General features: G+C 43.9%; 27 protein-coding genes and 1 tRNA gene. All 28 read left to right on the top strand.

Annotated features, from left to right (window positions below; translation table 11 throughout):
- Nucleotides 1-19 precede the first annotated feature (19 nt).
- The 28 genes from tuf (at nucleotide 20) to rplE (ending at nucleotide 23,197) form a co-directional block, all read left to right on the top strand.
- Nucleotides 20-1,216, top strand: a complete 1,197-nt coding sequence (tuf, locus tag DW917_RS04205) for an elongation factor Tu (protein ID WP_118116758.1) — start codon at nucleotides 20-22, stop codon at nucleotides 1,214-1,216.
- A gap of 58 nt (nucleotides 1,217-1,274) precedes the next feature.
- Nucleotides 1,275-1,347: transfer RNA gene (locus DW917_RS04200), tRNA-Trp, on the top strand.
- A 16-nt stretch (nucleotides 1,348-1,363) separates the two neighbouring features.
- Complete coding sequence (gene secE / locus DW917_RS04195) at nucleotides 1,364-1,552, top strand: preprotein translocase subunit SecE (RefSeq protein ID WP_118116756.1); 189 nt, start codon at nucleotides 1,364-1,366, stop codon at nucleotides 1,550-1,552.
- Nucleotides 1,553-1,564: 12 nt separating this feature from the next.
- Nucleotides 1,565-2,107, top strand: coding sequence for a transcription termination/antitermination protein NusG (gene nusG, locus DW917_RS04190; RefSeq protein WP_118116754.1), 543 nt, complete (start codon nucleotides 1,565-1,567; stop codon nucleotides 2,105-2,107).
- A gap of 58 nt (nucleotides 2,108-2,165) precedes the next feature.
- Nucleotides 2,166-2,606, top strand: a complete 441-nt coding sequence (rplK, locus tag DW917_RS04185; RefSeq protein WP_118116751.1) for a 50S ribosomal protein L11 — start codon at nucleotides 2,166-2,168, stop codon at nucleotides 2,604-2,606.
- Between the two features lie 21 nt (nucleotides 2,607-2,627).
- Nucleotides 2,628-3,320, top strand: a complete 693-nt coding sequence (rplA, locus tag DW917_RS04180; RefSeq protein WP_118116749.1) for a 50S ribosomal protein L1 — start codon at nucleotides 2,628-2,630, stop codon at nucleotides 3,318-3,320.
- Nucleotides 3,321-3,338: 18 nt separating this feature from the next.
- Nucleotides 3,339-3,857, top strand: a complete 519-nt coding sequence (gene rplJ / locus DW917_RS04175; protein ID WP_118116747.1) for a 50S ribosomal protein L10 — start codon at nucleotides 3,339-3,341, stop codon at nucleotides 3,855-3,857.
- A 57-nt stretch (nucleotides 3,858-3,914) separates the two neighbouring features.
- Nucleotides 3,915-4,292: a 50S ribosomal protein L7/L12 gene (gene rplL, locus DW917_RS04170; RefSeq protein WP_089543935.1), complete on the top strand. Its 378-nt coding sequence runs from the start codon at nucleotides 3,915-3,917 to the stop codon at nucleotides 4,290-4,292.
- A gap of 108 nt (nucleotides 4,293-4,400) precedes the next feature.
- Nucleotides 4,401-8,213, top strand: coding sequence for a DNA-directed RNA polymerase subunit beta (gene rpoB / locus DW917_RS04165; protein ID WP_118116744.1), 3,813 nt, complete (start codon nucleotides 4,401-4,403; stop codon nucleotides 8,211-8,213).
- A gap of 31 nt (nucleotides 8,214-8,244) precedes the next feature.
- Nucleotides 8,245-12,576 carry a DNA-directed RNA polymerase subunit beta' gene (gene rpoC / locus DW917_RS04160; protein WP_118116742.1) on the top strand — a complete coding sequence of 1,444 codons (4,332 nt, stop codon included), beginning with the start codon at nucleotides 8,245-8,247 and terminating at the stop codon, nucleotides 12,574-12,576.
- Nucleotides 12,577-12,911: 335 nt separating this feature from the next.
- Nucleotides 12,912-13,232, top strand: a complete 321-nt coding sequence (locus tag DW917_RS04155) for a DUF3467 domain-containing protein (protein WP_118116740.1) — start codon at nucleotides 12,912-12,914, stop codon at nucleotides 13,230-13,232.
- A gap of 339 nt (nucleotides 13,233-13,571) precedes the next feature.
- Complete coding sequence (gene rpsL, locus DW917_RS04150) at nucleotides 13,572-13,952, top strand: 30S ribosomal protein S12 (RefSeq protein WP_022110378.1); 381 nt, start codon at nucleotides 13,572-13,574, stop codon at nucleotides 13,950-13,952.
- Nucleotides 13,953-14,132: 180 nt separating this feature from the next.
- Nucleotides 14,133-14,609, top strand: a complete 477-nt coding sequence (gene rpsG / locus DW917_RS04145; RefSeq protein WP_118116738.1) for a 30S ribosomal protein S7 — start codon at nucleotides 14,133-14,135, stop codon at nucleotides 14,607-14,609.
- Nucleotides 14,610-14,633: 24 nt separating this feature from the next.
- Complete coding sequence (gene fusA / locus DW917_RS04140; protein ID WP_118116736.1) at nucleotides 14,634-16,748, top strand: elongation factor G; 2,115 nt, start codon at nucleotides 14,634-14,636, stop codon at nucleotides 16,746-16,748.
- A gap of 109 nt (nucleotides 16,749-16,857) precedes the next feature.
- The gene (rpsJ, locus tag DW917_RS04135; RefSeq protein ID WP_006283658.1) at nucleotides 16,858-17,163 is read left to right on the top strand and encodes a 30S ribosomal protein S10; all 306 of its coding nucleotides are present in this window, start codon (nucleotides 16,858-16,860) and stop codon (nucleotides 17,161-17,163) included.
- Nucleotides 17,164-17,183: 20 nt separating this feature from the next.
- A complete protein-coding gene (gene rplC, locus DW917_RS04130) occupies nucleotides 17,184-17,798 on the top strand; it encodes a 50S ribosomal protein L3 (protein ID WP_118116734.1) in 615 nt (204 codons plus the stop codon).
- Nucleotides 17,798-18,427 carry a 50S ribosomal protein L4 gene (rplD, locus tag DW917_RS04125; RefSeq protein ID WP_118116732.1) on the top strand — a complete coding sequence of 210 codons (630 nt, stop codon included), beginning with the start codon at nucleotides 17,798-17,800 and terminating at the stop codon, nucleotides 18,425-18,427. Before rplC ends, rplD begins: the two co-directional genes overlap by 1 nt.
- A 17-nt stretch (nucleotides 18,428-18,444) precedes the next feature.
- Nucleotides 18,445-18,738 carry a 50S ribosomal protein L23 gene (gene rplW, locus DW917_RS04120; RefSeq protein WP_118116730.1) on the top strand — a complete coding sequence of 98 codons (294 nt, stop codon included), beginning with the start codon at nucleotides 18,445-18,447 and terminating at the stop codon, nucleotides 18,736-18,738.
- A gap of 8 nt (nucleotides 18,739-18,746) precedes the next feature.
- Entirely contained in the window at nucleotides 18,747-19,574 is an 828-nt protein-coding gene (gene rplB / locus DW917_RS04115; protein ID WP_118116728.1) for a 50S ribosomal protein L2, read from the top strand.
- A gap of 10 nt (nucleotides 19,575-19,584) precedes the next feature.
- Nucleotides 19,585-19,851, top strand: a complete 267-nt coding sequence (rpsS, locus tag DW917_RS04110; RefSeq protein WP_006848832.1) for a 30S ribosomal protein S19 — start codon at nucleotides 19,585-19,587, stop codon at nucleotides 19,849-19,851.
- Nucleotides 19,852-19,887: 36 nt separating this feature from the next.
- A complete protein-coding gene (gene rplV / locus DW917_RS04105) occupies nucleotides 19,888-20,292 on the top strand; it encodes a 50S ribosomal protein L22 (protein ID WP_118116726.1) in 405 nt (134 codons plus the stop codon).
- Nucleotides 20,293-20,300: 8 nt separating this feature from the next.
- Nucleotides 20,301-21,029: a 30S ribosomal protein S3 gene (rpsC, locus tag DW917_RS04100; protein ID WP_118116724.1), complete on the top strand. Its 729-nt coding sequence runs from the start codon at nucleotides 20,301-20,303 to the stop codon at nucleotides 21,027-21,029.
- A gap of 14 nt (nucleotides 21,030-21,043) precedes the next feature.
- Nucleotides 21,044-21,472, top strand: coding sequence for a 50S ribosomal protein L16 (gene rplP, locus DW917_RS04095; protein WP_118116722.1), 429 nt, complete (start codon nucleotides 21,044-21,046; stop codon nucleotides 21,470-21,472).
- A gap of 2 nt (nucleotides 21,473-21,474) precedes the next feature.
- On the top strand, nucleotides 21,475-21,669 hold the full coding sequence (rpmC, locus tag DW917_RS04090; RefSeq protein ID WP_006848828.1) for a 50S ribosomal protein L29: 195 nt from the start codon (nucleotides 21,475-21,477) through the stop codon (nucleotides 21,667-21,669).
- 2 nt (nucleotides 21,670-21,671) lie between these two features.
- A complete protein-coding gene (gene rpsQ / locus DW917_RS04085) occupies nucleotides 21,672-21,938 on the top strand; it encodes a 30S ribosomal protein S17 (RefSeq protein ID WP_006848827.1) in 267 nt (88 codons plus the stop codon).
- Nucleotides 21,939-21,940: 2 nt separating this feature from the next.
- A complete protein-coding gene (gene rplN / locus DW917_RS04080) occupies nucleotides 21,941-22,306 on the top strand; it encodes a 50S ribosomal protein L14 (RefSeq protein WP_004369535.1) in 366 nt (121 codons plus the stop codon).
- A 19-nt stretch (nucleotides 22,307-22,325) separates the two neighbouring features.
- On the top strand, nucleotides 22,326-22,643 hold the full coding sequence (gene rplX, locus DW917_RS04075; protein ID WP_118116720.1) for a 50S ribosomal protein L24: 318 nt from the start codon (nucleotides 22,326-22,328) through the stop codon (nucleotides 22,641-22,643).
- A complete protein-coding gene (gene rplE, locus DW917_RS04070) occupies nucleotides 22,643-23,197 on the top strand; it encodes a 50S ribosomal protein L5 (protein WP_022122149.1) in 555 nt (184 codons plus the stop codon). Before rplX ends, rplE begins: the two co-directional genes overlap by 1 nt.
- Nucleotides 23,198-23,202: the final 5 nt, after the last annotated feature.

The following is a 23,202-nucleotide window of genomic DNA, read 5'->3' as shown; positions in this document are numbered from 1 at the left end:
ATAAATAAAAAGAAAAGCTATGGCTAAAGAAGAATTCGTGCGTACCAAACCGCATGTTAACATTGGTACAATTGGTCATGTTGACCATGGTAAGACTACTCTGACCGCTGCTATCTCTAAGGTATTGAACGAGAAGCTCGGTACATCTGAGGCAGTTAAGTCATTCGATCAGATTGATAATGCTCCTGAGGAGAAAGAGCGTGGTATCACCATCAACTCTGCTCACATCGAGTATGAAACTGCAAAGCGTCACTATGCACACGTTGACTGTCCGGGTCACGCTGACTATGTAAAGAACATGGTTACTGGTGCTGCTCAGATGGATGGTGCTATCTTGGTAGTTGCTGCTACTGATGGTCCTATGCCACAGACACGTGAGCACGTACTTCTTGCACGTCAGGTAAACGTACCTCGCTTGGTTGTTTTCTTGAATAAGTGCGATATGGTTGACGATGAGGAGATGCTCGAACTCGTTGAAATGGAAGTTCATGAAATCCTCGAGCAGTATGGTTACGAAGAGGATACTCCTATCATCCGTGGTTCTGCTCTCGGTGCTTTGAATGGTGTTGAGAAGTGGGTTAAGTCTGTTGAGACTTTGATGGATACAGTTGACGAGTGGATTCAGGAGCCTGAGCGTGAGGTTGATAAGCCATTCTTGATGCCTATCGAGGACGTATTCTCAATCACAGGTCGTGGTACTGTTGCTACAGGTCGTATCGAGACTGGTCGTTGCAAGGTTGGTGACGAAGTTCAGTTGCTCGGTCTTGGTGAGGACAAGAAGTCTGTCATCACTGGTGTTGAGATGTTCCGCAAGGTGCTCGCTGAGGGTGAGGCAGGTGATAACGTAGGTTTGCTTCTCCGTGGTATCGATAAGGCTGAGGTTAAGCGTGGTATGGTAGTCGTACACCCAGGTGCTATTACTCCTCACGATCACTTCAAGGCTTCTATCTATGTATTGAAGAAGGAAGAGGGTGGTCGTCACACTCCATTCGGTAACAAATATCGTCCACAGTTCTACCTCCGTACAATGGACTGTACTGGTGAAATCAAGCTTCCAGAGGGAGTTGAGATGGTAATGCCAGGTGATAACGTTGAGATCGAGGTTGAATTGATCTACAAGGTTGCTTTGAACGAGGGTCTTCGTTTCGCTATCCGTGAGGGTGGTCGTACAGTAGGTTCTGGTCAGATCACTGCAATTCTTGACGACATTAAGTAATTAGAATACTCTATTTACTAGATAAAGGCTCCCGCTTCTGCGGAAGTGGGAGCTACTTACGGGTTTAGCTCAGTTGGTAGAGCACTGGTCTCCAAAACCAGGTGTCGAGGGTTCGAGCCCTTCAACCCGTGCTAATAAGAAGATAATATGAATAAGATAGTAAATTATTGCAAGGCATGTTACGATGAACTTGCGCATAAGACTACTTGGCCAACTCGTGCCGAACTTACTCACAGTGCAATGGTTGTATTATCTGCTTCCCTTGTCATTGCATTAGTGGTGTTCGCAATGGACTCTATTTTTAGGGCTCTCATGGGCGTTGTTTATCCAGGTTAATTTTTATAGGAAATGGCAGCAACAGGTAATAAATGGTATGTGCTGAAAGCCGTAAGCGGCAAGGAAGCTAAGGTGAAAGAATACATCGAGGCTGAAATGAAGCACAACGATTTGCTCGCAGCACATGTTTCACAGATTCTGATTCCTGTGGAAAAACATGCAACTGTGCGCAATGGTAAACGTGTAGTTAAAGAGAAGGTTTCTCTTCCAGGTTACGTTTTTGTTGAAGCTAAACTGAAAGGTGATGTTGCGCACACGTTGCGTTTCATGCCTAATGTTTTAGGTTTCCTTGGAGGTTTGGATGAGCCAACACCTGTTCCTCAGTCTGATATCAATCGTATGTTGGGTACAGCAGAGGAGACAGAGTTTGAAGAAAATCTCGATGTGCCATACGCAGTTGATGAGACTGTGAAGGTAACAGATGGTCCATTCAGCGGTTTCAGTGGTGTTATCGAAGAGGTAAACGCCGAGAAGCATAAGCTGAAGGTGATGGTTAAGATCTTCGGACGTAAAACTCCGTTAGAGTTAAATTATACGCAAGTAGAAAAGGAATAATGTGCCGTTACGGACACATTCTCCTTTATAAGTTTCAATTTTAAATATTAACAAAGAAATGGCTAAAGAAGTTGCTGGATTAATCAAATTACAGATTAAAGGTGGCGCTGCAAATCCTTCACCTCCAGTTGGACCTGCACTGGGTTCTAAAGGTATTAATATTATGGGATTCTGCAAGGAGTTCAACGCCCGCACCCAGGATAAAGCAGGTAAAGTGTTGCCAGTCGTTATCACATACTACACTGACAAGTCATTCGATTTCGTAATCAAAACTCCTCCTGCTGCAGTACAGTTGAAAGAAGCTGCTAAAGTTAAATCAGGTTCTGCTCAACCAAACCGTCAGAAGGTAGCTACTATTACTTGGGATCAGGTAAAGACTATCGCTGAGGATAAGATGAAGGACTTGAATTGCTTTACTGTTGAATCAGCTATGAAGCTCATCGCTGGTACTGCTAGAAGTATGGGTATTACTGTAAAAGGGGACTTCCCTGGTAAATAATTTAAAACTTCAATTAGAAAAATGAGTAAACTGACAAAAAATCAAAAATCAGTAGCTGATAAGGTTGAAGCAGGGAAGGCATACACTTTGAAAGAGGCTGCAGAGTTGGTTAAGGAAATTACCACAACCAAGTTTGATGCATCTCTCGATATCGATGTACGCTTAGGTGTTGATCCACGTAAGGCTAACCAGATGGTTCGCGGTGTTGTTTCACTGCCAAATGGTACTGGTAAGGTAACACGTGTGCTCGCTCTCTGTACTCCTGATCAGGAAGCTGCTGCTAAGGAAGCAGGTGCTGACTACGTAGGTCTCGACGAATATGTTGAGAAGATTAAGGGTGGTTGGACAGATATTGATGTTATCATCACTATGCCTTCTTGCATGGGTAAGATCGGTCCTTTGGGTCGTGTTCTCGGTCCTCGCGGTTTGATGCCTAACCCTAAGAGTGGCACTGTAACTATGGATGTTGCTAAGGCAGTTAAGGAAGTTAAACAAGGTAAGATTGACTTTAAGGTTGATAAGGCTGGTATTATCCACACTTCAATCGGTAAGGTTAGCATGACATCTGAGCAGATCTACGGAAATGCTAAGGAGTTCATCAATACAGTTATCAAGTTGAAGCCTGCTGCTGCTAAAGGTACATATATCAAGAGTATCTTTATTTCTAGCACTATGAGTAAGGGTATCAAGATTGATCCTAAATCAGTTGAATAACTCTAAAAGTTTTGTAAAATGAAGAAAGAAGTTAAAGATACTATTATCACCGAACTTGGACAGAAGCTTCAGGAGTTTCCTCACTTCTATCTTGTAGATCTTACAGGATTGAACGCTGAGAAGACAAGTGCACTTCGTCGCAAGTGCTTCCAGAATGAAATCAAGATGGTTGTTGTTAAGAACACCTTGCTTCACAAGGCATTCGAGGCTTCAGACATCGATTTCTCTGAACTTTATGGAAGCTTGAAGGGTACTACAGCAGTTATGTTCACTAACGTGGCTAACGTACCAGCTAAGTTGTTGAAGGAATACGAGAAGGATGGCATTCCAGCTCTCAAGGCTGCTTATGCTGAGGAAGGCGTCTATGTAGGCGCTGACAAACTCGCTGAACTTTCAGCAATCAAGAGCAAGAGCGAGGTTATTGCAGAGATTGTTGCTTTGCTCCAGTCTCCAGCAAAGAACGTTATTTCTGCTCTTCAATCAGGAAGCAACACTATTCATGGTGTGCTTAAGACATTGGGCGAGCGTCCTGAGTAATCAATCACAATGTTATATCATTTCATAGTATAAATAAAATTAAAATTTAGAATAAAAATGGCAGATATTAAAGCTATTGCAGAAGAGTTAGTAAATCTTACTGTTAAGGAAGTTAATGAGTTGGCAACAGTCCTCAAGGACGAGTATGGTATTGAGCCTGCTGCTGCAGCTGTAGCTGTAGCTGCTGGTCCTGCTGCTGGTGGTGCAGCTGCAGCTGAGGAGAAGTCTTCTTTCGACGTAGTCCTCGCTGAGGTTGGTGGCGCTAAGCTCCAGGTTGTTAAGGCTGTTAAGGAGGCTTGTGGTCTCGGTTTGAAAGAGGCTAAGGATCTCGTAGACGGTGCTCCTTCTACTATCAAGGAGGGTGTATCTAAGGACGAGGCTGAGAACCTTAAGAAGGCTATCGAAGAGGCTGGTGCTAAGGTAGAGCTCAAGTAATTTAGAGTAATACATCTCTTACATATTGGTTAGGATTCTCCCAGTAGGCGAGTCCTAACCTTTTTGTGTCTTTTCTTATAATGTTAATAAAACCATTTAATACTTCTAATGGCTACAAAAATTGTTGATAACAGAGTAAATTTTGCCAGCGTTCATAATCCGTACCCATATCCGGATTTCCTCGATGTGCAGTTAAAGTCTTTTAAAGACTTCTTACAGTTGGATACTCCGCCTGAGGAACGCAAGAATGACGGTTTGTATAAGGTGTTCTCTGAGAACTTCCCTATCACCGATACTCGTAATAATTTCGTTCTTGAGTTCTTGGATTACTATATTGACCCGCCTCGCTATTCTATCGATGAGTGTTTGGAGAGAGGGCTTACATATAGCGTACCTTTGAAGGCTAAGATGAAGCTGTATTGTACGGATCCTGACCATGAGGATTTCGGTACTTTTATCCAGGATGTATTCTTGGGTACTATACCTTATATGACTGATAATGGTACTTTCGTGATCAATGGTGCTGAGCGAGTTGTCGTTTCTCAGTTGCACCGCTCTCCTGGCGTTTTCTTCGGTCAGGGTGTTCACGCTAATGGTACGATGCTCTATTCTGCACGTATTATCCCATTCAAGGGTAGCTGGATTGAGTTTGCTACTGACATCAACAACGTCATGTATGCCTATATCGACCGTAAGAAGAAGTTGCCTGTCACTACTTTGCTCCGTGCCATCGGTTATGAGCAGGATAAGGACATCCTTCAGATCTTCGACCTCGCTGAGGAAGTGAAGGTAAATAAGAAGAACATGAAGGCTGCTATTGGCAAGAGACTTGCTGCTCGTGTATTGAAAAGCTGGAATGAGGACTTCGTGGATGAGGATACTGGTGAAGTTGTATCTATCGAGCGTAACGAGGTAATCATGGAGCGTGAGACTGAACTTACTGAGGAAAATGTAGAGGAAATCCTCGAAAGTGGTGCTTCTACTGTGCTTCTCCACAAGGATGAGGAAGCTGCAAATAAGTTCACTATCATCTTCAATACTTTGGCAAAGGACCCAAGTAACTCTGAGAAAGAGGCCGTGAACTACATCTACCGCCAGTTGCGTAATGCAGATCCTGCCGATGATGCAAGTGCACGCGAAGTATTCCAGAACCTCTTCTTCTCTGACAAGCGTTATGACTTGGGTGAGGTAGGTCGTTACCGTATCAACAAGAAGTTGGGACTCGATACCGATATGGATGTTCGTGTCTTGACTAAAGATGATATCATTGAAATTATCAAATATCTGATCCAGCTGATCAATTCAAGTGCTACTGTCGATGACATCGACCACTTGTCTAACCGCCGTGTACGTACAGTTGGTGAGCAGTTGGCTAATCAGTTCTCTATAGGTTTGGCTCGTATGAGCCGCACTATCCGTGAGCGTATGAATGTACGTGACAACGAGGTGTTCACTCCAACCGACTTGATCAATGCCAAGACTATCTCAAGCGTGATCAACTCATTCTTTGGTACCAACCCATTGTCACAGTTCATGGACCAGACCAACCCGTTGGCAGAGGTTACTCACAAGCGTCGTCTTTCAGCCTTAGGTCCTGGAGGTTTGTCTCGTGAGCGTGCCGGTTTCGAGGTTCGTGACGTACACTATACTCACTATGGTCGTCTTTGTCCTATTGAAAGTCCTGAAGGTCCAAACATCGGTTTGATTTCTTCACTTTGTATGTATGCCAAGATCAATGACCTCGGTTTCATCGTAACTCCTTACCGTAAGGTTAGAGACGGCAAGGTGGATATGGCAAACGAGGATGTGGTTTACCTGACTGCTGAGGACGAAGAAGAAAAGATTATCGGACAGGGTAATGCACCTCTGACAGAGGATGGTGCTTTCATTCGCGACGTAGTAAAATGCCGTCAGGATGCCGATTATCCTGTTGTAACTCCAGATAATGTAGATTACGTGGACGTATCTCCACAGCAGATTGCTTCTGTATCTGCAGGTTTGATTCCTTTCTTGGAGCATGATGATGGTCACCGTGCTTTGATGGGATGTAACATGATGCGCCAGGCAGTTCCATTGCTTCACAATGATGCACCTATCGTAGGTACAGGTCTTGAGAAGCAGGTATGTGAGGATTCACGTACGATGATTACTGCTGAGGGCGAGGGTGTTATCGAATACGTAGATGCTACTACTATCCGCATTCTCTACGATCGTACTGAGGATGAGGAGTTTGTAAGTTTCGAGCCTGCACTCAAGGAGTATCGTATTCCTAAGTTCCGCCGTACCAACCAGAATATGACCATCGACTTGCGTCCTATCTGTAACAAGGGTCAGCGCGTGAAGAAGGGTGATATCCTGACAGAGGGTTATGCTACTGAGAATGGTGAGTTGGCTTTGGGTCGCAACCTGCTCGTGGCTTACATCCCTTGGAAGGGTTACAACTATGAGGATGCTGTCGTTATCTCAGAGCGTATGGTACGTGATGATGTATTGACATCTGTTCACGTAGATGAGTATTCTCTCGACGTGCGTGAGACTAAGCGCGGTGTTGAGGAATTTACTAGCGATATTCCAAACGTAAGTGAGGAAGCTACTAAGGATCTGGATGATAATGGTGTAGTACGTGTTGGTGCTCGTATCGTGCCAGGTGACATCATGATCGGTAAGATTTCACCTAAGGGCGAGAGTGATCCTTCTCCTGAAGAGAAATTGCTCCGTGCTATCTTTGGTGACAAGGCTGGTGATGTGAAGGATTCTTCATTGAAGGCTAACCCTTCTCTGAGCGGTATCGTCATCGACAAGAAGATGTTCTCTCGTGCTATCAAGACTCGCGAATCTAAGAAGCAGGATAAGATAATTCTCGCTAAAATCGACGAGGAATATGAGGCAAAGGGTGAGGACTTGAAGGATATCCTCGTAGATAAGTTGCTCACATTGACTGAGGGCAAGGTTTCTCAGGGTGTGAAAGACTATTCTGGTGCTGAGATTATCACTAAGGGTTCTAAGTTTACTACAACTGCTCTGAAGAACCTCGAATATGATGGTGTACAGTCTAACAACTGGACAGACGATGAGCATGCCAACAGCTTGATCCAGAAGCTGATCATGAATTTCATCCGCAAGTACAAGCAGTTGGATGCTGAGTTGAAGCGTCGTAAGTTTGCTATTACTATCGGTGATGAACTTCCATCAGGTATTCTTCAGATGGCTAAGGTTTATATCGCCAAGAAGCGTAAGATTCAGGTAGGTGATAAGCTTGCCGGTCGCCACGGTAATAAGGGTATCGTTTCTAAGGTGGTACGTCTTGAGGATATGCCATTCATGGAGGATGGTCGTCCTGTAGATATGGTATTGAACCCATTGGGTGTGCCTTCTCGTATGAACCTGGGTCAGATCTTTGAGTGTATCCTGGGTGCAGCTGGTAAAAAGCTGGGCGTGAAGTTTGCTACTCCTATCTTCGACGGTGCTCATCTTGAGGATCTCTCTGTATGGACAGACAAGGCAGGCCTGCCTCGTTTCTGCTCTACTTACCTCTATGATGGTGAGACAGGTGAGAAGTTCGACCAGCCAGCTACCGTAGGTATGACTTACTTCTTGAAGTTGGGTCACATGGTAGAAGACAAGATGCACGCTCGTTCTATCGGTCCTTACTCTCTGATTACTCAGCAGCCACTTGGTGGTAAAGCACAGTTTGGTGGTCAGCGTTTCGGAGAGATGGAGGTTTGGGCCATCGAGGCATTCGGTGCAAGCCACGTATTGCAGGAGATTCTGACTATCAAGTCGGATGACGTTGTAGGACGTAGCAAGGCATACGAGGCAATCGTGAAGGGCGACCCAATGCCAACACCTGGCATTCCAGAGTCTCTCAACGTATTGCTCCATGAGCTTCGTGGTCTTGGATTGAGCATCAAACTTGATTAATTTTGAGAACCCCTAATTTAGATATAGAAACATGGCTTTCAAAAAAGATACAAAGGTAAAGAATAATTTTACGAAGATTACCATCGGTCTTGCTTCTCCAGAGGAGATCTTGGAAAATTCGTATGGTGAGGTGACTAAGCCTGAAACCATTAATTATCGTACATATAAGCCGGAACGTGACGGCTTGTTCTGCGAGCGCATCTTTGGTCCTACCAAGGACTATGAGTGCGCCTGCGGCAAGTACAAGCGTATCCGCTACAAGGGAATCGTCTGCGACCGATGCGGTGTTGAGGTGACTGAGAAGAAGGTGCGCCGTGAGCGTGCTGGTCACATCGAACTCGTCGTACCTGTTGCTCACATCTGGTATTTCCGTTCCCTTCCTAATAAGATAGGTTACCTCCTGGGTATGCCTACCAAGAAACTGGATGCTGTCATCTACTATGAGAAGTATGTAGTGATCCGTCCAGGTGTGCTGGAAGGAAAAACTGATGCTGACGGTCTCGAAATCAACGGTTCTCATAAGCTCGACCTCCTCACAGAGGAAGAGTATATTGATATTCTTGACAATCATCTGGATCCTGAAAATGAATATCTTGCAGATGATGATCCTAACAAGTTTGTTGCCAAGATGGGTGCTGAAGCAATCTATGAACTGCTTCAGAACATCGACCTCGACAGCTTGTCTTACGAGCTTCGCGATCATGCCAACAATGATTCAAGCCAGCAGCGCAAGACCGAGGCTTTGAAGCGTCTTCAGGTAGTAGAGGGCTTCCGTGCAAGCAAGGGCATCAACAAGCCAGAGTGGATGATCATGAAGGTAATTCCTGTGACTCCTCCTGAGCTCCGCCCTTTGGTTCCGCTTGATGGTGGTCGTTTCGCTACTTCTGACTTGAACGACCTCTACCGTCGTGTTATCATCCGTAATAACCGTTTGAAGCGACTCGTAGAAATCAAGGCTCCTGAGGTAATTCTCCGTAATGAGAAGCGTATGTTGCAGGAGGCAGTGGACAGCTTGTTTGACAACTCACGCAAGAGCTCTGCTGTAAAGAGCGAGAGCAACCGTCCATTGAAGTCACTCTCTGACTCTTTGAAGGGTAAGCAGGGTCGTTTCCGTCAGAACCTCCTCGGTAAGCGTGTTGACTACTCTGCACGTTCCGTAATCGTCGTAGGTCCTGAGTTGAAGATGGGTGAGTGCGGTCTTCCTAAGTTGATGGCTGCTGAGCTTTACAAACCATTCATCATCCGTAAGTTGATAGAGCGTGGTATTGTAAAGACTGTTAAGAGTGCCAAGAAGATTGTTGACCGTCGCGAACCTGTTATCTGGGATATCCTGGAGAACGTGATGAAGGGTCATCCGGTTATGCTGAACCGTGCTCCGACACTTCACCGTCTTGGTATCCAGGCTTTCCAGCCTAAGATGATTGAGGGTAAGGCTATCCAGTTACACCCATTGGCTTGTACTGCGTTCAACGCCGACTTCGATGGTGACCAGATGGCTGTTCACCTTCCATTGAGCAATGAGGCAGTATTGGAGGCACAGATTCTGATGCTCCAGAGCCACAACATCTTGAACCCTGCCAATGGTGCGCCTATCACCGTTCCTTCTCAGGATATGGTGCTCGGTCTTTACTATATTACTAAGATCCGCCCAGGTGCTAAGGGTGAAGGTTTGACATTCTACGGTCCGGAGGAGGCTCTGATTGCTCGTAATGAAGGTCGTTGCGATCTTCACTCTCTGGTTAAGGTAATCGTTAACGATGTTGTAGATGGCAAGCCACAGAAGCGTATGGTGGAAACATCTGTAGGTCGTGTGATCGTCAACCAGATTATTCCAGAAGAGGTAGGCTTCTTCAATGATGTCATCTCAAAGAAGACATTGCGTGGCCTGATTTCTGACGTAATCAAGAGTGTGGGTATGGCACAGGCTTGTGAATTCCTTGATGGTATCAAGAACCTGGGTTACCGCATGGCTTATGTTGCAGGTCTTTCATTTAACCTTGGTGATATCATTATCCCACCAGAGAAGGAGGAAATCGTATCAAGAGGTCAGAAGGAGATTGAGGAAATCACCAACAACTATAATATGGGTTTCATTACCAACAAGGAGCGTTACAACCAGGTAATTGATACTTGGACTCACGTTAACACCGACTTGGGTAATATCCTTATGAAGGAAATGACCGAGGCTGACCAGGGATTCAATGCAGTGTATATGATGCTTGATTCTGGAGCCCGTGGTTCTAAGGATCAGATTAAGCAGTTGTCTGGTATGCGTGGTTTGATGGCTAAGCCTCAGAAGGCTGGTGCTGAAGGTGCGCAGATCATTGAAAACCCTATCCTTTCCAACTTTAAGGAGGGTATGTCTGTGTTGGAGTACTTTATCGCTTCCCACGGTGCGCGTAAGGGTCTTGCCGATACCGCTATGAAGACTGCCGATGCAGGTTACCTCACCCGTCGTCTTGTAGACGTTTCTCATGACGTGATCATTACTGAAGAGGATTGTGGTACATTGCGCGGCTTGGTTTGCACAGCTTTGAAGAATGGTGATGAGGTTATCTCTTCTCTCTATGAGCGTATCTTGGGCCGTGTTTCTGTACACGATGTAATCCATCCTACAACTGGCGAATTGATTGTTGCTGCTGGTGATCAGATTACTGAAGCTAAGGCTAAGGCAATCGAGGATTCTCCTATCGAAAGTGTGGAAATCCGCTCTGTACTCACTTGCGAAAGCAAGAAGGGTGTCTGCATGAAGTGCTATGGCCGCAACTTGGCTACTGCCCGCATGGTACAGTTGGGTGAGGCTGTGGGTGTCATCGCTGCACAGGCTATTGGTGAGCCTGGTACTCAGTTGACTCTCCGTACATTCCACGCCGGTGGTATTGCTTCCAACGCTGCAGCTAATGCTAAGATCGAGGCAAAGAACAAGGCACGTATCGAATTCGACGAGTTGAGCACTGTTCCATTCGTAGAGGAAGATGAGGAAGGTAACGATATTAATTGCGAGAAGGTTGTAAGCCACCTTGCTGAAATCCGTTTCGTAGATCCTAATACAAATATCATTCTTTCTTCATTGAATGTACCTTATGGTTCTTCTCTCTATCATAAAGAAGGTGAAATCGTAGATAAGGGTACTGTCATTGCTAAGTGGGACCCATTCAACGCCGTAATCGTGAGCCAGTATGCTGGTACATTGAAATTCAATGATGTACAGAAAGATGCTACTTATCGTGCTGAGGTCGATGAAACTACTGGTCTTGAGGAGAAGATCATCACCGACTCTAAGAATAAGGCAATGGTTCCATCTTGTGATGTAATCGGTGCTAATGGTGAGGTTCTCGGTACTTATAACTTCCCTGTAGGTGGTCACTTGGCTGTTGAGGATGGTCAAACTATCAAGACTGGTGAGGTAATGGTTAAGATTCCACGTGCCGTAGGTGGTGCTGGTGATATCACCGGTGGTCTTCCACGTGTAACCGAGTTGCTTGAGGCACGTAATCCATCTAACCCTGCTGTCGTTTCTGAAATCGACGGTGAGGTAACAATGGGTAAGGTAAAACGTGGTAACCGTGAGATTATCGTTACTTCTAAGACTGGTGACCAGAAGAAGTATCTCGTATCTCTTTCAAAGCAGATTCTGGTACAGGAGCACGATGCCGTACGTGCAGGTACTCCATTGTCTGATGGTAGTGTAACTCCAGGCGATATCCTTGCTATTATGGGTCCTACTGCCGTTCAGGAGTATATCGTAAACCAGATTCAGGACGTATATCGTCTTCAGGGTGTGGCTATCAACGATAAGCACTTCGAGGTTGTTGTGCGCCAGATGATGCGTAAGGTTCGAATCGACGATCCAGGTGATACTACATTCCTTGAGCAGGAGTTGGTAGATAAACTCGACTTTGCAGAAGAGAATGATCGTATCTGGGGTAAGAAGGTTGTTACCGATGCCGGTGATAGCGAGAATCTCAAGCCTGGTCAGATCATTACAGCCCGTAAGTTGCGTGATGAGAACTCTGCATTGAAGCGTCGTGACAAGAAACTCGTTCAGGTACGTGATGCTGTGTCTGCTACATCTACTCAGATTCTTCAGGGTATCACCCGTGCAGCTCTTGGTACTAAGAGCTTCATGAGTGCTGCATCATTCCAGGAAACTACTAAGGTCTTGAATGAGGCAGCCATCCGTGGTAAGGTAGATTATCTCGAGGGTATGAAGGAGAATGTAATCTGCGGACACTTGATTCCTGCAGGTACTGGTCTTCGTCAGTGGGATAAACTTATCGTAGGCTCTAAGGAAGAATATGAGCGTATGCAGGCCAACAGAAAGAATGTACTCGACTATACAGACCCTTCTATTGGTGAGTAATGCTGCTTGACTTCTATAATAAATAGGAGATAACAGTAAATAGATTTCTATATACAAATATAATAATGTATATATACATAATAAAAATGGGTATGTCAGCAATGATATACCCATTTTGTTTATATGATCTTTGGCTTTTATTCTAAGACGAATTTGCTTTTGCCCTTTGATGTTTAATTTTTGATTCTCTGAAATTTGTAGTTTCTATTCTCATTTGTTTCGCTTTTTATTTCTGTCTTTCTTTAAAAAATAGCTAAAAAGTTTGCTCATATCAGATTTTTTGTGTAAGTTTGCATCCGTTAATTAAATGTTTTACCTTATAAACTTAAAGAAATATGGAAGATAATAAAAAAGACAATCAGAACCAGTTTCAAATGGGTATTAATCCTGAAGTAGCAGAGGGCACATATTCTAATTTGGCGCTCATCACTCACTCCACTTCAGATTTCATCTTAGACTTTGCATGCGTAATGCCAGGAATGCCACAGCCACAGATTAAGAGTCGCGTGATTATGGCTCCAGAACATGCTAAGCGTTTGTTGCAGGCTCTGCAGAGTAATATCTATAATTTCGAACAGGCATTTGGTACAATCAAGTTGCCACAGGCACCTGAAGAGCCAATTGCTCCATTCAAGATTCCAAAGGGTGAAGCTTAACCCTTCGTATAGCATACTTTCTTATACTAAATTAGCCAATAAAAAACTGATATTAACAGAGTCGTTATAACCTAACAGACATACTATAGAAAAGCTCTAACAACATTGTAACAATTGCTGCAAAAGGGGTCATTTTTACCCATTTGCTTTTAATTTCAATATAGAAAAGTTATTTTTAGTTAAAATTTAAAGTTGCATGAAATTTGCTTTTAGATAAATTAGGTGGTTTAAAGGAAAAATCGTAACTTTGCACCCCGAAAAAGGCACCGACGAAGTGGCTTCTTCGAAAAATTGGTAGATAATAACAAAAAAATAATATATAAATTAAAAAGTTTAATTATGCCTACTATTTCACAATTGGTAAGAAAAGGCAGACAGGTTTTGGTTGACAAGAGCAAGTCACCAGCTTTGGATTCATGTCCTCAGCGTCGTGGTGTTTGCGTTCGTGTTTACACCACAACTCCTAAGAAGCCTAATTCAGCAATGCGTAAGGTTGCTCGTGTTCGTTTGACAAACTCTAAAGAGGTTAACTCTTACATCCCAGGAGAGGGTCACAATTTGCAGGAGCACTCAATCGTGTTGGTTCGTGGTGGTCGTGTTAAAGATCTTCCAGGTGTACGTTATCACATCGTTCGTGGTACTCTTGATACTGCAGGTGTTGCAAATCGTACACAGCGTCGTTCTAAGTACGGTGCTAAACGTCCAAAGGCTAAGAAGTAATTCTTAAAATTTAGACAAAACCGAAAACTCACGATCGGAGAAGGTTGGGAGTTTAGGTAAAAACATTATTTTTATTCAAAACGTTTTGCTGGAGAAGTAAATAGGTTGAGTAAATGTTCGGGTGCGAACGTTGAAGAACAGTAAACAGCCTCCGCAGAATTTAAAATTTTTCAATTAAAAATGAGAAAAGCAAAACCAAAGAAGCGTGTGATCCTCCCAGATCCAGTCTTCAACGACCAGAAGGTCTCAAAGTTCGTTAATCACTTGATGTATGATGGTAAGAAGAATACATCATATGAAATTTTCTATAATGCATTGGATACCGTTAAGGCTAAGATGGCTAACGAGGAAAAGTCTGCACTTGAGATTTGGAAGCAGGCACTCGATAACATCACTCCTCAGGTAGAGGTTAAGAGCCGTCGTATCGGTGGTGCTACATTCCAGGTTCCTACTGAAATTCGTCCTGATCGTAAGGAAAGTATCTCTATGAAGAATCTTATTGCATTCGCTCGTAAGCGTGGTGGTAAGACTATGGCAGATAAGTTGGCTGCTGAGATTATGGATGCTTACAACAACCAGGGTGGTGCATTTAAGCGTAAGGAGGATATGCATCGTATGGCTGAGGCTAACCGTGCATTTGCTCACTTCAGATTCTAATTTAATTAATAGGTATATAAGAAAATGGCAAATCGCGATTTACATTTGACACGTAACATCGGTATCATGGCGCACATCGATGCCGGTAAAACAACAACATCTGAGCGTATCTTGTTCTATACAGGTAAGACTCATAAGATCGGTGAGGTACACGATGGTGCTGCAACTATGGACTGGATGGCCCAGGAGCAGGAGCGTGGTATCACTATTACTTCTGCAGCTACTACTTGTAACTGGAATTATCTTGGTAAGTCTTATAAGATTAACTTGATCGATACTCCGGGACACGTTGACTTCACTGCTGAGGTTGAGCGTTCACTCCGTGTACTCGATGGTGCTGTTGCTACATATTCTGCTGCTGACGGTGTTCAGCCTCAGTCAGAGACTGTATGGCGCCAGGCTGATAAGTACAATGTACCTCGTATTGGTTATGTAAACAAGATGGACCGTTCTGGTGCTAACTTCTTCGAGACAGTTCAGCAGATGAAGGATATCTTGGGCGCTAACCCAATTGCTATTCAGATTCCTATTGGTGCTGAGGAGAACTTCAAGGGTGTAGTTGACCTGATTAAGATGAAGGCAATCCTTTGGCACGATGAGACTATGGGTGCTGAGTATGACGTAGAGGATATTCCTGCTGACTTGGCTGATGAGGCTGCTGAGTGGCGTGATAAGCTCCTTGAGGGTGCTGCTAACTTCGATGACGAGGTTATGGAGCTTTACCTCGATGGTAAGGATATTCCAGAGGAGAAGCTCCTTGCTGCTATCCGCAAGGGTTGCTGCGCTATGGAGTGCTGCCCAATGTTGCTCGGTTCTTCATACAAGAACAAGGGTGTTCAGCCATTGCTCGACTATGTATGTGCATTCTTGCCTTCACCAATGGATACTCCAAATATCATCGGTACCAACCCTGATACTGAAGAGGAAGAGGATCGTAAGCCATCTGAGGATGAGCCAACATCTGCTCTCGCATTTAAGATCGCTACAGACCCATTCATGGGTCGCTTGGTGTTCTTCCGTGTTTACTCTGGTAAGGTTGTTGCAGGTTCTTATGTTTACAACCCACGTTCTGGCAAGCGCGAGCGTATCAGCCGTCTGTTCCAGATGAACTCAAAGCAGGAGATTCCAATGGAGTCTATCGATGCTGGTGATATCGGTGCAGGTGTAGGTTTCAAGGATATCCGTACTGGTGATACACTCTGTGATGAGGATCACCCAATCGTATTGGAGTCTATGACATTCCCTGATACTGTGATTTCTATCGCAGTTGAGCCAAAGAGCCAGGCTGACATCGCTAAGATGGATAATGGTCTCGCTAAGTTGGCTGAAGAGGACCCAACCTTCACAGTTCGTACAGACGAGCAGAGCGGTCAGACTATCATCTCTGGTATGGGTGAGCTCCACTTGGATATCATCATCGACCGTTTGAAGCGTGAGTTCAAGGTTGAGTGTAACCAGGGTAAGCCTCAGGTTAACTACAAGGAGGCTATTACTAAGACAGCTCAGAGCCGTGAGACTTACAAGAAGCAGTCTGGTGGTCGTGGTAAGTTCGCTTGTATCGATGTAACCATCGGTCCTAAGGATGAGGATTACAAGGAAGGCGACTTGCAGTTCATCAACGAAGTTAAGGGTGGTAACGTTCCTAAGGAATTCATCCCATCTGTACAGAAGGGCTTCGCTGATTGCTTGTCAAATGGTGTACTCGGTGGCTTCCCAATGACAGGTTTGAAGGTAACTTTGACCGATGGTAGCTTCCACCCAGTTGACTCTGATCAGTTGTCATTCGAGTTGGTAGCACATCAGGCATTCAAGGTACTTTGCCCTAAGGCAGGTCCTGTTTTGATGGAGCCTATCATGAAGGTAGAGGTTGTTACTCCAGAAGAGAACATGGGTGACGTAATCGGTGACTTGAACAAGCGCCGTGGTCTCGTTCAGGGTATGGAAGAAGGTCGTAGCGGTGCTCGCATCGTAAAGGCAATGGTTCCATTGGCTGAAATGTTCGGTTATGTAACAGCTTTGCGTACTATCACTTCTGGTCGTGCAACAAGTTCTATGGAGTACGATCATCATGCACCTCTTTCTTCAACAATTGCTAAGGCTGTGTTGGAGGAGGTTAAGGGTCACGCAGAACTCCTTTAATAAGAAATAGCGGTAAGATGAGGCGCTGCTTAGCGAATGACTCTTAAGCAGCGTACCTCTTCTTCCATTAGACTAAATAATTCATATAAATAATAACTTAATTTTAAAAATGAGTCAGAAAATCAGAATTAAGCTGAAGTCTTACGACCACCAGTTGGTTGACAAGTCAGCTGAGAAGATTGTGAAGGCTGTTAAGGCAACAGGCGCTATCGTTAGTGGTCCTATTCCATTGCCAACACACAAGCGTATTTTTACTGTAAACCGCAGTACCTTCGTTAATAAGAAGTCTCGCGAGCAGTTCCAACTCTCAGATTTCAAGCGTCTCATCGACATCTACAGCTCAACAGCTAAGACAGTTGATGCCTTGATGAAGCTTGAATTGCCAAGTGGTGTAGAAGTAGAAATCAAAGTCTAATTATTTAAATTTAAATTGAAATGCCAGGATTAATTGGAAAAAAAATCGGAATGACATCCGTTTTCAGTGCCGACGGTAAGAATATTCCGTGCACTGTTATCGAAGTAGGTCCTTGTGTTGTAACCCAGGTTAAAACTGTAGAGAAGGATGGTTACAAGGCTTATCAGTTAGGTTTCGGTGAGGCTAAAGAGAAGAGAACTTCTCAGCCTATGATGGGAATCTTCAAGAAGGCAGGCACAACACCTAAGAAGCACTTGGCCGAGTTCAAGTTTGATGAGGAGTACAACCTCGGTGACACCATTACAGTTGAAATCTTCAACGACTGCAAGTTCGTTGATGTCATTGGTACATCAAAGGGTAAAGGCTTCCAGGGTGTTGTTAAGCGTCACGGATTCGGTGGTGTAGGTCAGTCTACTCACGGTCAGGATGACCGCGCTCGTAAGCCGGGATCTATTGGTGCATGTTCTTACCCAGCTAAGGTGTTCAAGGGTATGCGCATGGGCGGCCAAATGGGAGGTGACAGAGTTACTACTCAGAACCTTCAGGTGTTAAAGGTTATTCCAGAGCAGAATCTTCTTATCGTGAAGGGTTCTTTCGCTGGATGCAAAGGTTCAACTGTTTTAATTGAGAAATAATGGAAGTTAGCGTATTAGATATCAAAGGTCAGGAGACCGGCCGTAAGGTAGCTCTTAATGATGCAATCTTCGGTATTGAGCCTAACGATCACGTTCTCTATCTCGACGTAAAGCAGTATCTCGCTAACCAGCGTCAGGGTACAGCTAAGTCTAAGGAGAGAAGCGAGATGAGCGGTTCTACTCGTAAGCTTGGTCGTCAGAAGGGCGGCGGTGGTGCTCGCCGTGGTGATATTAACTCACCTGTACTCGTAGGTGGTGCTCGCGTTTTTGGTCCTAAGCCACGTGATTATCGCTTCAAATTGAATAAGAAAGTAAAGATTCTTGCTCGTAAGTCTGCTCTGTCTTACAAGGCTCAGGAGAACTCTATCGTGATGTTGGAAGATTTCACTTTTGAGGCTCCAAAGACTAAAGAATTCTTAAGTGTTCTTAAGAATCTTAAAATCGAGGGCAAAAAGGTACTCTTCGTTTTGCCAGAATCAAATAAAAACGTATATTTGTCTGCTCGTAACTTACAGCGCTCTGAGGTTATTCTCGCATCTAACGTCAATTCGTACAAAATTTTGAATGCTGATGTTGTAGTGATTACTGAAAAGTCGCTTGAGACAATCGACCAAATCTTAACAAAGTAAAAAGGAGATATTAGAATATGGCATTTATTATCAAACCATTGGTTACTGAGAAGATGACCAAGATTACAGACAAGCAGCCTAACCGCTATGGCTTCGTTGTTCGTCCTGAGGCTAATAAGCTCGAGATTAAGAAGGAAGTTGAAAGTCTGTATAATGTTACAGTAGTTGACGTAAACACTCTGCGTTACTCAGGCAAGCGCTCTGCTCGTTATACTAAGGCAGGTCTTGTTAAGGGCCAGAAGAATGCGTTCAAGAAGGCAATCGTTACTCTGAAAGAGGGCGAAACAATTGATTTTTATAGCAATATTTAAAATAAAAAATGGCAGTACGTAAATTAAAACCGGTTACTCCGGGTCAAAGACACAAAGTTATTGGCACGTTCGAGGATATTACTGCATCCGTGCCAGAGAAGTCTCTCGTTTACGGTAAGCGTTCTACCGGTGGTCGAAACAACACCGGTAAAATGACCGTTCGCTACATTGGTGGTGGTCATAAGCAGAAGTATCGTTTAATCGACTTCAAACGTGAGAAAGATGGTGTTCCAGCAGTTGTTAAAACAATCGAGTACGATCCTAATCGTTCTGCTCGTATCGCATTGCTTTACTATGCTGATGGTGAAAAACGTTACATTATTGCTCCTAACGGACTTCAGGTAGGCGCTACTTTGATGTCAGGTGCAGAGGCTGCTCCTGAAATCGGTAACTGTCTTCCTTTGGCAAACATCCCTGTTGGTACAGTGATCCACAACATTGAGTTGCGTCCTGGTCAGGGTGCTTTGTTGGTTCGTTCGGCTGGTAATTTTGCTCAGTTGACTTCTCGTGAGGGCAGTTATTGTGTTATTAAGCTCCCTTCTGGCGAGTTGCGCCAGATTTTGAGTGCTTGTAAAGCTACTATCGGTAGTGTAGGTAATTCTGATCACGCTCTTGAGCAGTCTGGTAAGGCTGGTCGCTCACGCTGGTTGGGACGTCGTCCTCACAACCGTGGTGTTGTTATGAACCCTGTTGATCACCCAATGGGTGGTGGTGAAGGTCGCCAGAGTGGTGGTCACCCACGTTCACGTAAGGGCTTGTACGCTAAGGGTCTTAAGACTCGCGCACCTAAGAAGCTTTCTAACAAGTATATTATTGAAAGAGCTAACAAAAAATAAAGAGTAAATTATGAGTCGTTCACTTAAAAAAGGTCCATATATCAACGTTTCTTTGGAGAAGAAAATTCTTGCAATGAACGAAAGTGGCAAGAAAAATGTTGTTAAGACATGGGCTAGAGCTTCAATGATATCTCCTGATTTCGTAGGACATACTGTTGCAGTTCATAACGGTAACAAATTTATCCCTGTTTATGTTACAGAGAATATGGTAGGACACAAGCTTGGAGAGTTTGCTCCAACTCGTCGTTTCGGTGGCCACTCTGGTAACAGAAAGTAAACTAAGGGTTAAACCATTTAAAATATTAAGTAAATAATGGGAGCAAGAAAACATATTGCGGCTGAGAAATTGAAAGAGGCCCGTAAAAACTTGTACTTCGCTAAGTTGGTAGGCGTTCCTTCTTCTCCACGTAAAATGCGCTACGTTGTAGACATGATTCGTGGTATGGAGGTTAACCGTGCACTCGGAGTACTTCGCTTCTCTAAGAAGCAGGCATCTGCTGACGTTGAGAAATTACTCCGTTCAGCTATCGCTAACTGGGAAGCTAAGAATGATCGCAAAGCTGAGGATGGTGAGCTTTATATCAGTAAGGTCTTTGTTGATGGAGGCGTTACAATGAAACGTATGAGACCTGCACCACAGGGTCGTGGTTATAGAATTCGCAAGCGTTCTAACCATGTTACTCTTTTTGTAGATGCAAAAACTAATGACGATAAATAAATAGTAGAATGGGACAGAAAGTTAATCCGATAAGTAACCGACTTGGTATTATCCGTGGTTGGGATTCAAATTGGTTCGGTGGTAAGAACTTCGGTGATAACCTCGTAGAGGATCAGAAAATCCGTAAGTATCTTAACGAGCGTCTTGCTAAGGCAAGTGTTTCTCGTATCGTTATCGAGCGTACATTGAAACTTGTTACCATTACTATTTGTACAGCCCGTCCAGGTATTGTCATTGGTAAAGGTGGTCAGGATGTAGATAAGTTGAAGGAAGAGTTGAAGAAGCTTTATAAGAAAGATATTCAAATCAACATCTTCGAGGTTAAGAAGCCTGAGCTTGATGCTACTATCGTAGGTAAGAACATCGCTAGCCAGATTGAGCACATGATTGCTTATCGTCGCGCTATCAAGATGGCAGTTGCCAACACTATGCGTGCTGGTGCTGAGGGTATCAAGATTCAGATTACTGGTCGTCTGAATGGTGCTGAAATGGCACGAAAGGAAATGTACAAAGAGGGTCGTACTCCTCTTCACACATTCCGCGCAGACATCGATTATTGCCAGTGCGAAGCACTTACTAAGGTAGGTTTGCTTGGTATCAAGGTTTGGATTTGCCGTGGTGAGGTTTATGGTAAGGCTGATCTTACTCCTAACTTTACTGCTGATAACAAGGGCAACAACCGTGGTAACGGTCGCTCAAACCGTGGTGGTAATCGCAAGAAAAACAATAACCGTTAAATTAGAAAGCTATCATGTTACAGCCAAAAAGAGTAAAATATAGAAGACCTCAAGATGGACGTGGCAACAAAGGCAACGCTCACAGAGGTACACAATTGGCATTCGGTTCTTTCGGTATCAAGACTCTTGAGCCAAAGTGGATCGATAGCCGTCAGATAGAGGCAGCTCGTGTAGCATTGAACCGTTACATGAATCGTCAGGGTCAGGTGTGGATCCGTATCTTCCCTGATAAGCCTATCACTCGTAAGCCTGCTGATGTCCGTATGGGTAAAGGTAAGGGTGATCCTGCAGGATGGGTTGCTCCTGTTACACCAGGTCGCATTCTCTTCGAAGTAGAGGGAGTTAGTTTTGATGTTGCTAAAGAGGGTCTTCGTCTTGCAGCACAGAAACTTCCTGTTAAGACTAAGTTTATTGTTAGACGTGATTACGATAAAAACGCTTAATTATGAAGATCGCAGAAATTAAAAATATCGAAACCAAGGAATTGGTTGAGAAGTTGGAGGCAGCAGTTGACGCTTTGAACAAGAAGAAGATCAACCACAATGTAACTCCACTTGAGAATCCATCAGAGATTAAGGTTGCTCGTCGTGATATCGCACGTATGAAAACTGAACTTCGTCAGAGAGAACTTAACAAATAATAATGGTCCAGATGGAAACAAGAAATTTAAGAAAAGTAAGACAGGGTGTTGTTATTAGCAACAAAATGGATAAAACCATTGTTATTGCAGCTAAGTTCAAGGAAATGCACCCTATTTATGGTAAGTTTGTCCAGAAGACAAAGAAGTACCATGCACATGACGAGAATAATGAGGCTAACGTAGGTGATACTGTTATGATCATGGAAACTCGTCCTCTGTCTAAGACAAAAAGATGGAGATTAGTACAAATCGTAGAAAAAGCTAAGTAATTATGATACAAGCAGAATCAAGACTTACAGTATGTGATAACAGCGGTGCTCGCGAGGCTCTTTGCATTCGAGTTCTCGGTGGTACAGGCCGTCGTTACGCAAGTGTTGGTGACGTGATTGTCGTTTCTGTCAAGAACGTTATCCCATCAAGTGATTTGAAGAAAGGTGCAGTATCAAAGGCTTTGATTGTTCGCACAAAGAAGGAAATTCGTCGTGCTGATGGTTCTTACATCCGTTTCGATGATAACGCTTGTGTATTGCTCAATAATGCTGGTGAGCTTCGTGGTAGCCGTATCTTCGGTCCTGTTGCTCGTGAGCTCCGTGCAGTCAACATGAAAGTCGTTTCTTTGGCACCTGAGGTTCTTTAATTATTAAAAATTTAAAGTAATGAGTAAGTTACATATAAAGAAAGACGATAATGTTATCGTTATTGCCGGTGCAGATAAGGGCAAGACTGGTAAGGTGCTCAAGGTTCTCGTTGATGAGAATCGTGCCATTGTTGAAGGTGTACACATGGTATCTAAGAGCATGAAGCCTTCTGCTAAGAATCCTCAGGGAGGCATCGTAAAGCAAGAGGCTCCTATTCATATCTCTAATTTAAGCTTGATCGATCCTAAGAGTGGCAAGGCTACACGAGTAGCTATCAAGCATGAGGGTAAAAATGTTGTTCGCATCGCTAAAAAGTCAGGGGAGGAAATCAAGTAATGGATACAGCACAGTTAAAGAAAGTATATAAAGAGACAATCGCTCCAGCTTTGCAGAAGCAGTTCAACTACTCTTCTGCTATGGAGATTCCTGTATTGAAGAAGATTGTTATCAACCAGGGTCTCGGTGATGCTACACAGGACAAGAAAATTGTTGATGTAGCTATTAATGAGATTACAGCAATTACAGGTCAGAAGGCTGTTGCTACATATTCTAAGAAGGATATCGCAAACTTCAAACTTCGTAAGAAGATGCCTATCGGTGTTATGGTAACATTGCGTCGTGAGCGTATGTATGAGTTCTTGGAGAAGCTCGTTCGTGTTTCTCTTCCTCGTATCCGTGACTTCAAGGGTATTGAAAGCAAGTTTGATGGTCGTGGTAATTACACTTTGGGTATTACTGAGCAGATCATCTTCCCTGAGATTAATATCGATGAAATCGATCGCATCCAGGGTATGAACATTACCTTCGTTACAACAGCTAAGACTGACGAAGAAGGTTTTGCTCTTTTGAAGGCATTCGGTCTTCCATTCAAGAACGCAAATAAAGACTAAGAGAT

Origin of the sequence: Prevotella sp. AM42-24 (assembly GCF_003461825.1) — a bacterium.
Taxonomy (GTDB): domain Bacteria; phylum Bacteroidota; class Bacteroidia; order Bacteroidales; family Bacteroidaceae; genus Prevotella; species Prevotella hominis.
The sequence above is the reverse complement of the archived record's forward strand: the minus strand, read 5'-3'. Positions and strand labels throughout refer to the sequence as shown.